A 14967-nucleotide genomic window follows, 5' to 3' on the forward strand; every position below is an offset into this window, starting at 1 on the left:
CGCGACGTCCCGACCTCGATCATCAATGTCCCCAACGCGATCACCGTTGTCCGAACCGTGGTTTCCGTCCTCCTGGCCGTCACCGCGATCTCTTCCGGGAGTGGGCCACTGCTCGCCTGGGCCGTCGGCACCTATTGGTTCGGCGACATCCTGGACGGTTGGGCGGCCAGGACGCTGGGACAGGAGACACGGTTCGGCGCCGTTCTCGACATCGCCTGCGACCGGTTGTGCTGCGCGCTCTGCCTCGCGGGCCTGGTGCTCCGCTTTCCGGAGATGACCGCGCCCCTCGCGCTCTTCGCCGCGCAGTTCCTCGTCCTCGATCTCGTTCTCAGCCTGTCGTTCCTCCGGTGGCCGGTGCTGAGCCCCAACTACTTCCACCTGGTGCACCCCGGGGTCTACCGGTGGAACTGGTCGCCGGTGGCCAAGGCGGCGAACACCGGTGGCCTGGTGGTGCTTGCCGTGGTCGCGCCGTCGCCGGTCTGGCCGGCGCTTCTCGCCGTCGCTGTCGTCCTGGTGAAGGCGACTTCGCTCGTGGTCGTCCGACGGCTGCCGCACCCCTAGACGCCCCGGTCAGAGCCCACCGCCCGGACGAGGAGCGCCTGGACGGAGGCGGGGGCGGAGCGACAGGAGCAGAGGTGATCGAATGACCAGGCTGGAGACGGCATCCCTCCCCGCTCACGCCGGTCGCGATCATCGCCTACCGGGTCGGGGCCGGCGCCGACGGCCACACCGCCCGCCGGCTGCGCCAGGAGACCCGGCGCGGCGCCGTCTTCGACATCGTCGCCGATCGAGTGTCGAGTGTCGCTGTCATACTCGCGCCGGCAGAGGTGCGGCCATCAACGGCAGCCCCCTCCTGCTATTCCTCGTGCAGTTCGACGTGCTGGACTGCGTCCTCGGTCTCCGATTCTTGCACTGGCCGATCCTGAGTATCAACTACTTTTACCTCGTCCATCGCGGCGGCTACCGGTGGAACTGGTCGCCGATGGCCACGGCCGTCAATACCGCGGGCCCGGTTCTGCTCGTCGCCTTCGTGCCGTCGCCGGCCTACGCCATCGTTTTCGCCATCGCCGTGATCATGGTGAAAGTCAGATCATTGCGTACGCTCCACCGCCTTGCCGCCACGTCTTCCGAGGTGGGCGTGGCGGCTCGACAATCTGTCCGAATTATCCGTCGTGACGGATAAGTAAATTTCGACGTCTGCTGATTGACGACTACGCAGCGGGGGCAACGGTCACCACAAATGCGACATAACCCGCCTCCGGAAACGCTGTCGTAACCCTGCGATGACGGAGCGTCCCGGAACGATCGAGCCGCATCGCCGCCGGAATCCGCCCGGCTCGGCCCACCCCTGGGGCCGGTGCTGATCGGATGACCGTGACCTGCGCCGGAACCGTTCGGCCAGCAGGTCGCGGTCTTTGTATCGGGGCCACCAATAGCCCGTTGATCAGCGGCGGGTGCGGCCCCGGCCAACTAACACAGATCGCGGGAGCCTGCCAAGTGCACGCGATCGGCGCCGGACGCAATCCTCCGCTCGGATTGCCTCTCCGGCGCGGCGATGTGTACCTTCCGTGTAAGCGGTGATTGACTGGTAGATCGCAGGCAGACAAGACACCTGTTTGTGGTTGCGGTCGACGGCGGATCGTTCTGCGGAGCGCCTTAAAGATCTGCTCCGGAGATGCCCTGTCCGTCCGGCTCGTGACCTACCACGGCAGTCAACGGGGGACGTCGTGCATTTGTATTCTCGTCCGGACAGTCGGCTCCTCACGCCCACGTTGGGAACTCCCCGCGGGCGCACCTCGTCCGGCCCCTCTCCTCGCGCGATAGCCGCGCCGCCGTCCCGGTCCAGGCCGGGGCGGAGCGCGCCGGACGGTCGCGCCGCCCTCGCCGGTTCGCCGGCGGCGACGAGCGCCGTCCGCTCAGGAACTGCCTCCCACCAAGCGCCCGCGTCGCGGGGTCGAACGAAAGGCAGACGATGCAGTTCCGCATCCTAGGACCGGTCGGCCTCTGGACCGACGAGGACGAGGTACCGCTCCATGGCATGAAGCAGCGCACCCTGATGGCCGCGCTCATGCTGTCCCGCGGCCGGGCACTTTCCGACCACCAGATCGGCGAGCTGCTGTGGGGCGCAGACCCGCCCGAGACGTTCCAGGCCCAGATCTACACCTACGCGTCCCGGCTGCGACGCCTGCTGCGCGACTCCATCCAGATCGTGCGGCGGGGGGCCAGCTACACGCTGCACATGCCGGGCACGCGCTTCGACTACGAGGAGTTCACCGACCTGTCGGCCAAGGGAACCGCCGCGCTGCGGGAGGACCGGCCACAGGAGGCCGGCGAGATGCTGCGCCAGGCGCTGGACCTGTGGCGCGGGCCGGCGATGACCGACGTCACGGAGCAGCTCTCCGACCGGGAGCGCCCGGCCATGGAGGAGGCCCGGCTCACCGTCCTGGAGAACCGGATCGACGCCGACCTGGCCAACCATCGCCACGAAGAGGTCACCGCCGAACTGCTCGGCCTGGTGCGGCAGTATCCGCTGCGGGAACGACTGAGGGCCCAGTTGATGCTGGCGCACTACCAGTCCGACCGGCGGGCCGACGCGTTCGCCGTGTTCCACGAGGGGCGCCAGTGCCTCGACGACGAACTGGGTGTCCAGCCGGGAGCGGCCATGCAGTACACGTACCAGGCGATCCTGACCGGCAAGCGGAGCGCGGACAGCCCGGCGGACCGATAGGCCGGATACCGACGAAATATAGGCCTGCGGCAGAGGGTCGGCATTGACCGACTCGCCTGGAAGGACCCGCAGATGGCCGTCGACAGCACCTGGACTCCGTTGGAGATCTCCCCGCACGACGTCGGCTGCGAGGCCGCGCCCCGCGCCCTGATCGACTACGTGCGGGGAGAACCCGATCTCACCGGTCTGCTGGCTCGCGAGAAGGCCGTGGTGTTCCGCGGTTTCCAGGCCACGCCGGACGAGCTGCCCGGCGTGATCGACGAGCTGCTGCCGGACCGGCTCGCCTACGTCCACGGCAACTCGCCGCGCACGAAGGTGGGCCAGAACGTCTACACCTCGACCGAGTACCCGCCGGAATTCACCATCTCGATGCACAACGAGCTGTCGTACGGGCACGCCTGGCCCTCCCGGCTCCTCTTCTTCTGCGAGACGGCTCCCGAGACCGGCGGCGCCACCCCGGTGGTCGACGGCGAGCGCTGGCTCGAGTCGCTCGACGACGACGTACGCGACGCCTTCGCCGGCGGGGTCCGGTACACGCAGAACCTGCACAACGGCCGCGGTCTCGGCAAGAGCTGGCAGGAGACCTTCGAGACCGACGACCGCGACGCCATCGAGGGCTTCCTCGGCGACTCCGAGGCGGAGTGGGAGTGGCGCAAGGACGGCTCCCTGCGGGTGATCCAGCGCCGGCCGGCCACCACGGAGCACCCGATCACGGGCACGCGCGTCTGGTTCAACCAGGCCGACCAGTGGCACGCGGCCGGCCTCGGCTCGGAGACCGCCGCGGCGCTGGCGAGGGTCATCCCGGCCGACGAGCTGCCGCAGTCGGTCACCTTCGCCGACGGTTCGCCGATCCCGGACACGTACGTCGAGCAGATCCGCGACCGTGGCCTGGCGCTGGCCGTCGACGTCGACTGGCACGCCGGCGACGTCCTGCTCATCGACAACGTGCTGGTCGGGCACGGTCGCCGCCCGTTCACCGGCAAGCGGCGGGTCCTCGTCGCGATGTCCAGCTGAGCTGGGGGTCGTCATGACCGCGAACCTGCACGACCAACGCATCGGATCGTCCCTGCGGCGTAGCGCCAGGCGGTTCGCGACCGGCGTCACGGTCGCCGCCGTCCGCCACGGCGCGGACTCGCATGCCCTGACCGCCAACTCCTTCCTGACCCTGTCGCTCGAACCGCCGCTGGTCGGCCTCTCGGTAACCGCGTACGGCCGGATGCGGGCCCTGATCGAGCCCGGTGACCTGCTCGGGATCAGCGTCCTTCGCGAGAGCCAGCACGAGTACGCACAGCACTTCGCGGCCCGTGAGCGGGGCGTCCTTCCGTCGCACCTGCCGCCGTTGACGACGGCCGAGCCGGCCCCGCTGGTGCCCGGCTGCGTGGCCTGGTTCCAGTGCCGGATCGCTCAGATCCACCCGGTCGGCGACCACGACCTGCTCGTCGCCGATGTGCTCGAGTGCGACGTCGCCAACCGTGACGACCCGCCCCTGATCTTCCTGGACGGCGGGTACCGGACGGCCGGAACCGAGGTGCGCCATGACTGACCAGGTGTCCCACCGGATCCCGCTCTCCGCGGCGCAGCAGGGCGTCTGGTTCGCCCACCGGCTGGACCCGACGGGCCAGCAGATGAACTGTGCCGAATACCTGGACATCGTCGGGCCTGTCGACGCCGGGCTGATGCGTCACGCCTGGCGGCAGGTTGCCGGCGAGGCCGACGCGGTGCGTACGGCCGCGATCGTCGAGGACGAGGGCGACCTGCTGCAGGTCATCGCGAGCGAGCCGCTGTCCGAACTGGAATGCCACGACCTGAGCGGGGCCGCGGACCCGGCCGCCGAGGCGCGTCGCTGGGCTACCGCCGACCTCACCCGGGCGGTCCAGCCGGCGGCGGGCGGGCTCGTCTCGGCCGCGCTGCTCACGCTCGCCGACGACCGTCACTGGTTCTACTACCGCCTGCATCACGCCGTCATCGACGGCTACGGCGTGCTCCTGCTCGGGCGGCGGCTGGCCGAGGTGTACACCGCCCTCGCCGCGGGTCCCGAGCGGCAGGCCGAGGCGTCCGGCCCGCCGCTGGGGTCGATCGAGCTGCTGGTCGGGCAGGACCGCGCGTACCGCGACTCGGCGGCGTTCGCCCGCGACCGCGACTACTGGGCGGGCCGCCTCGGTGATCAGCCCGAGGTGATGCGGATGCCCGGGCGACCGGCCGCTCCCGATCGGCCGCTGCGGCTGAGCAGCCCGGACCGGCTGGGCGACGGGGACGTCGCGGCGCTCTCCGAGGTGGCCCGCCGCAACGGCACGACCTGGCAGGTGGTCCTGCTGACCGCGATCGCCGGGTACGTGCACCGCGTCACCGACCGCCGGGACGTGATTCTGGGCCTGCCGGTGGCCGGGCGGCGAACCGCGGCGGCGCGCCTGGTTCCGGGGATGGCCACCAACTCCGTGGCGCTGCGCATCGACGTCGACCCCGCGAAGAGCCTGACCGAGCTGATCCCGGCGATGGCGGCCGAGGTCGGCGGCGCGCTCCGACACGAGCGCTACCGCGCCGAGGATCTCCGCCGGGCGCTGGGTCTCACCGGCAGCGCCAACCCCTTCCTCGGTCCGATGGTCAACTTCATGCCCTACGAGCAGGAGCTCCGCTTCGGCGCGGCGTCCGCGACGTTCCACAATCTGGCGTCGGGCCCGATCGTCGACTATTCGATCTCCATCTCCGGTACGCCCGGCGGCCCGATGCCGCTGATGTTCGAGGCGAACCCCGAGCACCACGACGAGCAGGGGCTGCTCGCGCACAAGGACCGGGCGCTCGCCTTCATCCGGACCGTCCTGACCACTCCGGACACGGCGGTCGGCCGGCTCGAGGTGCTGACGCCGGACGAGCGCGCGGCCGTGCTGGCCGCCTCCCAGGCGCCGGAACGCTCCGACCCGAGCGGCCGGGTCACCGTCGAGAAGCTGGTGCAGCGGCAGGCGTCCGCCACGCCCGACGCGGTCGCGTTGGTGCACGGCGACGAAGAGGTGACCTATTCCGACCTGGCGGCGCGAGCCGCGGCCGTGGCCCGCTGCCTCGCGGCCCGGGCGGTCGGACCGGAGGACTTCGTCGCGCTGGCGATTCCCCGCTCCCCCGGGCTGATCGTCGCCATGCTGGGCGTGCTGCGGAGCGGCGCGGCCTACGCCCCGATCGACGTCGCCTATCCGGAGGGCCGGATCCGGTTCATGCTCGAGGACCTTCGTCCGCGGTATGTGCTGGTCACCGAGGAGACGGCCGGCTCGGTGCCGGACGGCGCGGAGCCGATCCTGCTCAGCGAGGCCGAGGCGTTCGCCGGAGACGCCGCGCCGGCGGGCGCGGCGGCCGACCATCCGGCGTACGTCATCTACACCTCAGGATCGACGGGCACGCCCAAGGGGGTGGTCGTGTCGCGTCGGGCCATGCTGAACTTCGTCCTCGACCACGCCGACCGGTTCGGCTTCGACGCCGGCAGCCGCTCGTTGCAGTTCGCGTCGCCCAGCTTCGACGTCGCCACCGGGGACATCTGGCCGGTGCTCGTGCGCGGCGGACGGCTGGTGCTGCCGCAGCCCGACGAGGCCGCCGGCGCCGAGTCGCTCGTCGGGCTGCTGCGGCGACAGCGGATCACCCATGCCGCGATCCCGCCGGTGATGCTGGCCCAGCTACGCGGTGACGACCTGCCCGAACTCATCTCACTGATCACCGGTGGAGAGACACCGGGTGACGATCTGGTACGCCGCTGGGCCGCCGGCCGCCGCATGGCCAACGTGTACGGCGTGACCGAGGCCGCCGTGGCCAGCACCGTCAGCCCGCCGCTCGACACGGTGGAGACGCCCGCGCCGATCGGTCACCCGATTCGGGGCACCCAGGCACTGGTCCTCGACTCGCAGCTCACCCTCACCGCGCCGGGCGTCGCGGGCGAGCTCTTCCTGGGCGGGGCCGGGCTGGCTCGCGGCTACCTCGGCCGGCCGATGCTGACCGCCGAACGCTTCGTGCCCAACCCGTACGGGCCGGCGGGATCGCGGCTGTACCGCACCGGGGACGTGGTGCGCCGGCGCGCCGACGACATGCTGGAGTTCTCCGGGCGTACCGACGACCAGGTGAAGATTCGCGGTTTCCGCGTGGAGCTGGGCGAGGTCGAGGCGGCGCTGGCGGCTCATCCCGCCGTGGCCGCGGCGGTGGTCGTGCTCCGCGAGGACCAGCCGGGGCACCGGATGCTTGTCGGCTACGCCCGGCCGGCCGACGGCGCGCAGGTGACCGGCGCGCAGCTGCGCCGCTTCGCCGGTGACCGGCTGCCGGAGCACATGGTCCCGGCCGCGGTGGTCCTGTTGGACGAGCTGCCGGTGACTCCCCACGGCAAGGTGGACCGCAAGGCGCTCGCGGCACCGGTGTTCCGGGCCGGCGGCGGCGACCGGCCGGACCCCACATCCGTCGAGGGTGTGCTGTGCGAACTGTTCGCCGAGGCGCTCGGGCAGCGCGAGGTCGGCGTCGACGACTCCTTCTTCGAGCTCGGCGGCGACAGCATCCGCGTCTTCCCGCTGGTGGCCAACGCGGCGGAACGCGGCCTGGAGTTCAGCGCCCGCGACGTCTTCCAGCACGCCACCGTGGCACGCCTCGCCCAGGCCGTGCGGCGGATCGCCCCGGAACCTGAGGCTCCGGCCGGCCAGGCGGAGCCTGACCTGCCCTGGCTGGACGCCACCCGGCGGGCGACGCTGGCCGAGGAGTATCCGGGGATGACGGCGGTCCTGCCGGTCTCGCCACTACAGGAGGGCCTGCTCTTCCAGCATCTGGTGGCCCGGGGCGGCCGGGACGCCTACACCTCCCAGGTCCGCTTCCACCTGACCGGGCGGGTCGACCCCGACCGGCTGCGATCGGCCGCGGACGCGCTGCTGGAACGCCACGAGAACCTGCGGGCGGTGTTCCGTTACGACGACGGCTTCGCCGGGCCGGTCCAGGTCATCACCGGCGTACGCGAGGCGGGCTGGGCCCACACCGACCTGTCCGAGGCAGCCGACCCGGAGGCCGAGGCGGACCGGCTGGCCGCGGCGGACCGGGAACGCGGCTTCGACCTGACCCGCCCGCCGCTGCTGCGGCTGCACCTGATCCGGCTCGGCGACCGGCACCTGCTCACGCTCACCGCCCACCACGTGCTGTGGGACGGCTGGTCGACCGCGATCCTGGTGCGGGAGCTGTTCACCGCGTACGCCGGGGGAACGCTCGGCCCGGTCACGCCGTACCGGGACTATCTGCGCCACCTCGCGGGCACCGACGGGGAGGCCTCGCGCCGGGCGTGGCGCGCGGCGCTGGACGGCCTGACCGCGGCGACCCTCATCGCGCCGGGTGCGCAGCCGGCCGCCGGCCCGCAGACCCAGCTGCGCCGGGACCTGGACGAGTCGCTGAGCGCCACGCTCACCGACCGCGCCCAGGGCCTGGGCGTCACGCTGAACACCATCGTCGAGGCCGCCTGGGCGACCGTACTGTCCCAGCTCACCGGGCGCGACGACGTGGTGTTCGGCGCCTCCGTCTCGGGCCGGCCGCCGCGGCTGCCGGGCGTCGAGAACATCGTCGGGCTGCTCACCAACACCGTGCCGGTACGCGTGCGCCTGCGCGCCGGCGAGCCGGCCGGCGCCCTGCTCCGACGCGTCCAGAACGAGCAGGCCGACCTGATCGCCCACCACCACCTGGGGCTGGGCGAGATCCAGCGGCAGAGCCCGCTCAGCGGCGAGCTGTTCGACACCGCGATCACCTTTGTCAACTACTCGTTCGACCCCGCCGTGTGGGACGCCGCGCTCGACGAGCCGCGGCTGACGGGCGTCGAGGTGGTGGACGACACCCACTACCCGGTACGGCTCGTCGTCGTGCCGGGCGAGCGGATCCACCTGCGGCTCGGCCACCGGCCCGGACTGTTCCGTCCGCGCACGGCCGAGCAGCTGCTGGACCGCCTGGTGCGCGCGCTGCGCGACGCGGCCTGAGCACCGCGGACAACGGAAAGGAGCGCGGCGGTCGTGCGAACGCCGGACATCTTCATCAAGGGGCTCGGGACCTACGTACCCCCGACCGTGCCCATCGAGCAGGCGGTCGCCGACGGGCGGTACCCGGCCGAGGAGGTCGGCCTGCACCAGCTCGCCGGCGCCGCCGTGGCCGGGGACGTGCCCGCGCCCGAGATGGCGCTGCACGCCGCCCGCGAGGCACTCGGGCGCGGCGGGCACTCCCCCACCGACGTCAGCCTTCTGCTCTACGCCGACTCCTGGTACCAGGGGCCGGACGGCTGGCAGCCGCAGTACCACCTGCAGCGGCACCTGCTCGGCGGCGACCTGCTCGCGATGGAGGTACGGCAGGGCTGCAACGGCATGTTCGGCGCCCTGCAACTCGGCGCCGGATTCCTCGGCGACGGCGCCGCCCGGGCCCGGGCGGCGCTGCTCGTGGCGGCGGACAACTTCGGCACCCCGCTGATCGACAGGTGGCGGATGGGGCCCGGCTACGTCGCGGGTGACGCGGCGAGCGCGGTTCTGCTCAGCACCGAGCCCTCGTTCGCCCGGCTGCTCTCGGTCTGCTGCGCCGCCGTGCCCGGGGCCGAGAAGATGCACCGCGGCAACGAGCCGCTCTTCCCGCCGGGCCCGACCGTCGGGCGGTCCCTCGACTTCGCCGCCCGCAACGCCGACTTCAAGCGGGAGGTGCTGGCCGACGGCACCGGCACCGCGGCCCTGGTCGGCATCCACCGCCAGACGCTCGCCGTGGTCGACCGGACGCTCGACGAGGCGGGCATCGACATCGGCGACGTGACGCGGGTGGCGTACATGAACTACTCCCGGGAGATCGTCGAACAGCGCTGCATGGCCGTGCTCGGCCTGGCGATGTCCCGCTCCACCTGGGACCACGGCCGCACCCTCGGCCACCTGGGCGCCAGCGACCAGATCGTGGCCCTGGACCACCTCCTCGCCACCGGCGCCCTCGAGCCCGGGGATCACCTGCTCATGCTCGGCGTCGGGCCGGGCGTGACGGTGTCCAGCGCCGTGGTGCGGATCGAACATCCTGCTCCCTGGTTCGAACAGTGAGGAGACACTGATGGGGACATCCGACATCGCGCCGATCGCCGTCATCGGCGCCGGCTGCCGGTTCGCTGGCGACGTCCACAGCGCCGACGACTTCTGGCGGCTGCTGGTCGACGGCCGGGACGGCATCGGCGACCCGCCCACCGAACGCTGGGCGGCGTATCAGGACGTCGGCCCGGACCATGCCACCGCCGCCCGCCAAGCCGCCGTTCCGGGCGGCTTTCTGCGTGACATCGACGTCTTCGACGCGGCGTTCTTCGGGCTGTCGCCGCGCGAGGCCGAGCTCATGGACCCGCAGCAGCGGCTTCTGCTGGAGGTGACCTGGGAGGCGCTGGAACACGCCGGCATCCCGCCGCACGACCTGGCCGGCGGAGACACCGGCGTCTTCGTCGGCGTGGGCTCCGACGACTACGGCCGCCGGATGCTGGAGGACCTGCCGTCCATCGAGGCGTGGACGGGCATCGGCAGCGCCATGTGCGCGGCGGCGAACCGCATCTCGTACGCGCTCGACCTGCACGGGCCCAGCGTCGCCGTGGACACCGCGTGCTCGGCCTCGCTGGTCGCCACCCACCTGGCCACCCAGGCGCTGCGCGACGACGAGTGCCGGATCGCTCTCGTCGGCGGCGTCAACCTGATCGTCTCCCCCGGCCTGACGCTCACCTTGCAGGCCGCCGGTGCGACCGCGCCGGACGGGCGTTGCAAGCCGTTCGACGCCGAGGCCAACGGGTACGGACGGGGTGAGGGCGGGGGCGTCCTGGTCCTCAAGCGGCTCGACGACGCGGAACGCGACGGCGACCGGATCCTCGCGGTGATCCGGGGCAGCGCGGTCCACCAGGACGGCCGCACCGGCGGAATCATGGCGCCCAACGGCGACGCCCAGCGCAGGCTGCTGGCCGAGGCGTGCCGCCGCGCCGGAGTGGACCCCGCGTCGGTCGACTACGTCGAGGCCCACGGCACCGGCACCCGGCTGGGCGACCCGCTGGAGGCGGGCGCGATGAGCGCCGTCTACGGCAGCGGCCGTCCGGCCGGGCAGCCCTGCCTGATCGGCTCGGTCAAACCCAACATCGGCCACCTGGAGGCCGGCGCGGGCATCGCCAGCCTGATCAAGGCCACGCTGGCGCTGCACCACGGGACGCTGCCACCGAGCCTCAACTTCCACGAGCCCAATCCCCTGATCGACTGGAGCGTCTCCGGGCTGCGCGTGGTCACCGAGCCCACGCCGTGGCCGAACCATGACGGGCCGCGCAGGTGCGGCGTCTCCGGCTTCGGATACGGGGGCACGATCGGGCACGTCGTGCTGGAGCAGGCGCCGGCCGACGCCGCGGCGCAGACGGACGCCTCGGGCCCGAGTGCCCCGGACGCGACCGAGCCGCGGCTGTATCCGCTGTCGGCCGGTTCACCACAGGCGCTGGCGCAGCGCGCGAAGGCGCTCGCCGACCAGCTCACCCAGGACGGGACGCTCCCGCTCGACGCGGTCGGCCGAACCCTTGCCGTACGCCGCTCGCACCTGGGACACCGGGCGGCGATCGTCGCCACCGGCCGTGACGAGCTCGTCGAACGGCTGCGGCTGATCGCCGAGGGTCAGCAGGACCGGAATGCCGTCCTCGGCTCACCCGGCGACGATTCGGGACGCGGCCTGGTCATGGTCTTCTCGGGCCACGGCGCGCAGTGGGCCGGGATGGGCCGCGATCTGCTGGTCGGTGAGACCGCCTTCGCCGAGGTCATCGACCGGCTGGAGCCGATCTTCCAGGCGGAGATCGGCTTCTCGCCGCGGCAGGTCCTGGTCGACGGCGACCTGGAGAGCGTGGACAGGATCCAGACGATGATCTTCGCGGTCCAGGTCGGCCTGGCGGCGGTCTGGCGTTCCTACGGGGTACGCCCGGACGCCGTCATCGGCCACTCGGTCGGTGAGCTGGCGGCCGCCGTCACCAGCGGCGCGCTCAGCCTCGACGACGGCGCGCGGCTCAGCTGCCGGCGCTCCAAGCTGCTGCGCCGCATCGCCGGTCAGGGCGCGATGGCCATGGTCGCCCTGCCGTTCGCCGATGTCGAGGAACGCCTGCGCGGACGCGACGACGTGGCCGCCGGCATCGCGGCGTCACCGTTCTCCACTGTCGTGTCCGGTGCGCCGGAAGCCGTCGAGGAGCTGATCGAGCGGTGGGGCGCCGAGGACGTCACCGTCCGGCGGGTCGCCTCGGACGTCGCGTTCCACAGCCCGCAGACCGATCCGTTGCTCGCCGATCTCGCCGCCGCCGCGGACGACCTGGACACCGGCAAGCCCCGGCTGCCCATGTACAGCACGGCGCTGGCCGACAGCCGCGGCGCCGGGACGCTGGACGGCGCGTACTGGGCCACCAACCTGCGTCAGCCCGTACGCCTGACCGACGCGGTCCGGGCCGCCGTCGAGGACGGCTACCGGGCCTTCCTGGAGGTCTCGGCGCACCCGGTGGTCGCCCACTCGATCCGCGAGACGCTCGGCGAGACCGACGCCCCGGACGCGTTCGTGGGCACCACCCTGCGGCGCGACCAGCCCGAGCAGGCCACCCTGCTGGCCGCGGCCGGCCTGGCGCACTGCCACGGCATCGCGCTCGACTGGGATCGCCGGCAACCGACAGGCGGCCACGTCGACCTACCCGGCATTCCGTGGCAGCACCGGTCCCACTGGCACGACACCGCCGTCTCCGGCCCGGGCGGCCGGCGCCCGCACGACCCGGCGTCGCACACGCTGCTGGGCGCCGCGTCCACGGTGGCTGGTCCGTCCGAGATCGAGGTCTGGCGTACCGACCTCGATCGGGAGAGCCGGCCCTATCCCGGCAGCCACACCATCGGCGGTGTCGAGATCGCGCCGGCCGCCGTCTACCTGACCACGTTCCTCGGCGCGGGCGGCGCGGACCGCACCGTGCTGACCGAGGTGTCCCTGCGGCTGCCGCTGGTGGCTCAGGAACGCCGCGAGGTCCAGGTGGTCCGGGACGGATCCGGCCTGCGGCTGGTGTCCCGGTCGCCGGGCGAGGACGGCGTCTGGCTCGTGCACGCGACGGCGACCGCCGGTCTCGACGACGGGGCCGCGGCCGCGGCGCTGCCCCGGACGCGCTGGCGGGCGGCAGAGCCGGGCGGCGTGCGGGAGTACCTGACCGGGGTCGGCGTGCCGACGATGGCCTTCGACTGGGATGTCGAGGAGCTGCTACGCGGCGATGACGCGCTGCGGGCCCGGGTCACCGTGGACGACACGAGTTCGTGGGCCGGGGTGCTCGACGCGGCGTTCTCCGTCGCGCCGACCGCACTGCCCGGCGAGCCTGTGCTGCGCATGGTGGCCGGCGTCGACCGGGTCCGGGTGACGGGCTCGCCGCCGGCCGTCGCCGACATCCACGTGGTGCGCGATCCGTCCGCGCCGAACCGCCTCGACGTGCGCGTCAAGGGCGCGGGCACGGAGGGTCGCGCCGAGATCACCGGGCTCGCCTACGCCGCCGTCGACGACGACACGCTGGCCGCCGCCGCGCCCGGGGAGCTGGTCCACGAGCTGCGCTGGCGCGAGCTCACGGCGGACGAGGACGCCGGTCCGGTGCCCGCCCTGGTGCTGGTCGGCGACCCGGATCGCACCGGCGCACTGGCCGGCGCGCTGCGCGCGGAAGGCGTCCCGGTCGACGTCGCCGACACGGCACCGGAGGACGCCGTGCTGCCGGGCGGCGAGTCGGCGGACGTGGTCCTGGTGGCCGGTCCCGCCCCGGGCGCCGGCGCCGATCTGCCGGACGAGGCGGCCCGCGCCACGTGGGACCTGCTCGGCACCGCACAGCGGCTGCTGGCGCGGGACCGGCGCGTCCGGTGCGTCACCACCGGGGTGCTGGAGAGCGAGTCGCCGGCCGCGCTGGCCCAGTCGCCGGCGTGGGGGCTCGGCCGGGTGCTCGCCGGCGAGTACGGGGAGCAGTGGGCCGGCATCGTCGACCTGCCCGCCGACGACCCCGCCGCGGAGATCACCACGCTGCTCGCCGTGCTGCGCGGAAGGCGGCGTGAGGACGTCGTGACCGTACGCGACGGCGTCGCGCGGGCCGCCCGCCTGGTGCGCACGGACCGCGAGCCGGCGGGCGGGCCGCTCGCCTGCCGTGCCGACGGCACCTATCTGGTCACCGGCGGCCTCGGTGTGCTCGGCCTGGACGTCGCCCGGTGGCTGGCCGAGCGGGGCGCACGGCGCATCGTGCTGGCGGGACGGACCGGGCTGCCCGCCCGGGCCGACTGGGACACGACGCAGGACACGGAGACGGCGCGGCGGATTCGCGGCGTACGCGAACTGGAAGGGTCGGGGGTCACCGTCAAGGTGATCGGCCTGGACGTCGCCGACGCCGCTGCGGTGGCGCGGGCCCTCTCCCCTGACGCGCTCGGCATGCCTCCGATCCGCGGCGTCGTCCACGCCGCGGGCGTCCTCGACAACCGGATGGCGCACGCGGTCGACGAGCCGTCGCTGCGCACCGTGCTGCGCCCCAAGGTGGACGGCGCCTGGGCGCTGCACCGGACGTTCCCGCCGGGCAGCCTCGATTTCTTCGTGCTGTTCTCGTCGTGCGGCCAGCTGCTCGGCCTGCCGGGCCAGGCGTCGTACGGCGCCGCCAACGCGTTCCTGGACGCGCTCGCCACCCACCGCGGCGACGTGATCAGCTTCGGCTGGACGTCGTGGCGTGGCCAGGGCATGGCCGTCAACGAGACCGTCGACCAGGAGTTGCGGTCCCGCGGCACCACGCCCGTCTCCCCCGCCGAGGCGTTCGCCGCGTGGGACTACGCGCAGCAGCGCGGCCCGGGCCACTACCCGGTCCTGCGGATGCTGTCGGGCGTGGAGGTGACCGAGCCGATCGCGCTGCTGAGCGAGGTGGCCGTCGCCGAGGCGGCCGGTCCGGCCGCGGAGGAGGACCTCGGTCTCGCCGGTCTCGACGCCGGCGAGCTGCGCGAGCGTCTCCTGGGCGAGGTGAGCAGCGACATCGCCGCCGAGATGCGGATGCCTGTGGATTCGCTCGACCCCCGGCGCTCACTCGTGGAACAGGGCCTCGACTCGGTGATGACCATCGTCATCCGGCGGCGCCTGGAGAAGCGGTTCGGTCAGCCGCTGCCGACCGCCCTGCTCTGGCAGAAGCCGAGCATCTCGGGGATCGCCGATCACCTGGCGACGCGGCTCGCCGCCTGATCCGCGCGGCGTACGCACCGGAAAGGGCCGGG

9 protein-coding genes are annotated in these 14967 nt (G+C 73.0%); all 9 read left to right on the top strand.

Annotated features, from left to right (window positions below; translation table 11 throughout):
- Nucleotides 1-18: 18 nt before the first annotated feature.
- The gene (locus tag AB0B02_RS11770) at nucleotides 19-561 is read left to right on the top strand and encodes a CDP-alcohol phosphatidyltransferase family protein (protein ID WP_281939343.1); all 543 of its coding nucleotides are present in this window, start codon (nucleotides 19-21) and stop codon (nucleotides 559-561) included.
- 131 nt (nucleotides 562-692) lie between these two features.
- A complete protein-coding gene (locus tag AB0B02_RS11775; protein ID WP_357299615.1) occupies nucleotides 693-926 on the top strand; it encodes a CDP-alcohol phosphatidyltransferase family protein in 234 nt (77 codons plus the stop codon).
- Nucleotides 866-1183 carry a hypothetical protein gene (locus AB0B02_RS11780; protein ID WP_357299562.1) on the top strand — a complete coding sequence of 106 codons (318 nt, stop codon included), beginning with the start codon at nucleotides 866-868 and terminating at the stop codon, nucleotides 1181-1183. The genes AB0B02_RS11775 and AB0B02_RS11780 overlap by 61 nt, the downstream gene beginning before the upstream one ends.
- Nucleotides 1184-2038: 855 nt before the next feature.
- Nucleotides 2039-2728, top strand: coding sequence for an AfsR/SARP family transcriptional regulator (locus AB0B02_RS11785; protein ID WP_281939272.1), 690 nt, complete (start codon nucleotides 2039-2041; stop codon nucleotides 2726-2728).
- Between the two features lie 72 nt (nucleotides 2729-2800).
- The gene (locus tag AB0B02_RS11790; protein WP_281939271.1) at nucleotides 2801-3742 is read left to right on the top strand and encodes a TauD/TfdA family dioxygenase; all 942 of its coding nucleotides are present in this window, start codon (nucleotides 2801-2803) and stop codon (nucleotides 3740-3742) included.
- A 13-nt stretch (nucleotides 3743-3755) separates the two neighbouring features.
- Nucleotides 3756-4271, top strand: coding sequence for a flavin reductase family protein (locus AB0B02_RS11795; protein WP_281939270.1), 516 nt, complete (start codon nucleotides 3756-3758; stop codon nucleotides 4269-4271).
- Entirely contained in the window at nucleotides 4264-8694 is a 4431-nt protein-coding gene (locus AB0B02_RS11800; RefSeq protein WP_357299566.1) for an amino acid adenylation domain-containing protein, read from the top strand. Before AB0B02_RS11795 ends, AB0B02_RS11800 begins: the two co-directional genes overlap by 8 nt.
- A gap of 33 nt (nucleotides 8695-8727) precedes the next feature.
- Nucleotides 8728-9777: a ketoacyl-ACP synthase III family protein gene (locus AB0B02_RS11805; protein ID WP_357299568.1), complete on the top strand. Its 1050-nt coding sequence runs from the start codon at nucleotides 8728-8730 to the stop codon at nucleotides 9775-9777.
- A 10-nt stretch (nucleotides 9778-9787) separates the two neighbouring features.
- On the top strand, nucleotides 9788-14935 hold the full coding sequence (locus tag AB0B02_RS11810) for a type I polyketide synthase (protein WP_357299571.1): 5148 nt from the start codon (nucleotides 9788-9790) through the stop codon (nucleotides 14933-14935).
- The last annotated feature ends 32 nt before the right edge of the window (nucleotides 14936-14967 follow it).

The sequence above is a fragment of the Micromonospora sp. NPDC049240 genome (assembly GCF_040647835.1).
GTDB lineage: Bacteria > Actinomycetota > Actinomycetes > Mycobacteriales > Micromonosporaceae > Micromonospora.

What these genes read in the sequence shown, in the direction of transcription:
- AB0B02_RS11785 (WP_281939272.1), top strand. Translation starts at nt 2,039, where the DNA reads ATGAAGCAGCGCACCCTGATGGCCGCGCTCATGCTGTCCCGCGGCCGG.
- AB0B02_RS11790 (WP_281939271.1), top strand. Translation starts at nt 2,801, where the DNA reads ATGGCCGTCGACAGCACCTGGACTCCGTTGGAGATCTCCCCGCACGAC.
- AB0B02_RS11795 (WP_281939270.1), top strand. Translation starts at nt 3,756, where the DNA reads ATGACCGCGAACCTGCACGACCAACGCATCGGATCGTCCCTGCGGCGT.
- AB0B02_RS11800 (WP_357299566.1), top strand. Translation starts at nt 4,264, where the DNA reads ATGACTGACCAGGTGTCCCACCGGATCCCGCTCTCCGCGGCGCAGCAG.
- AB0B02_RS11810 (WP_357299571.1), top strand. Translation starts at nt 9,788, where the DNA reads ATGGGGACATCCGACATCGCGCCGATCGCCGTCATCGGCGCCGGCTGC.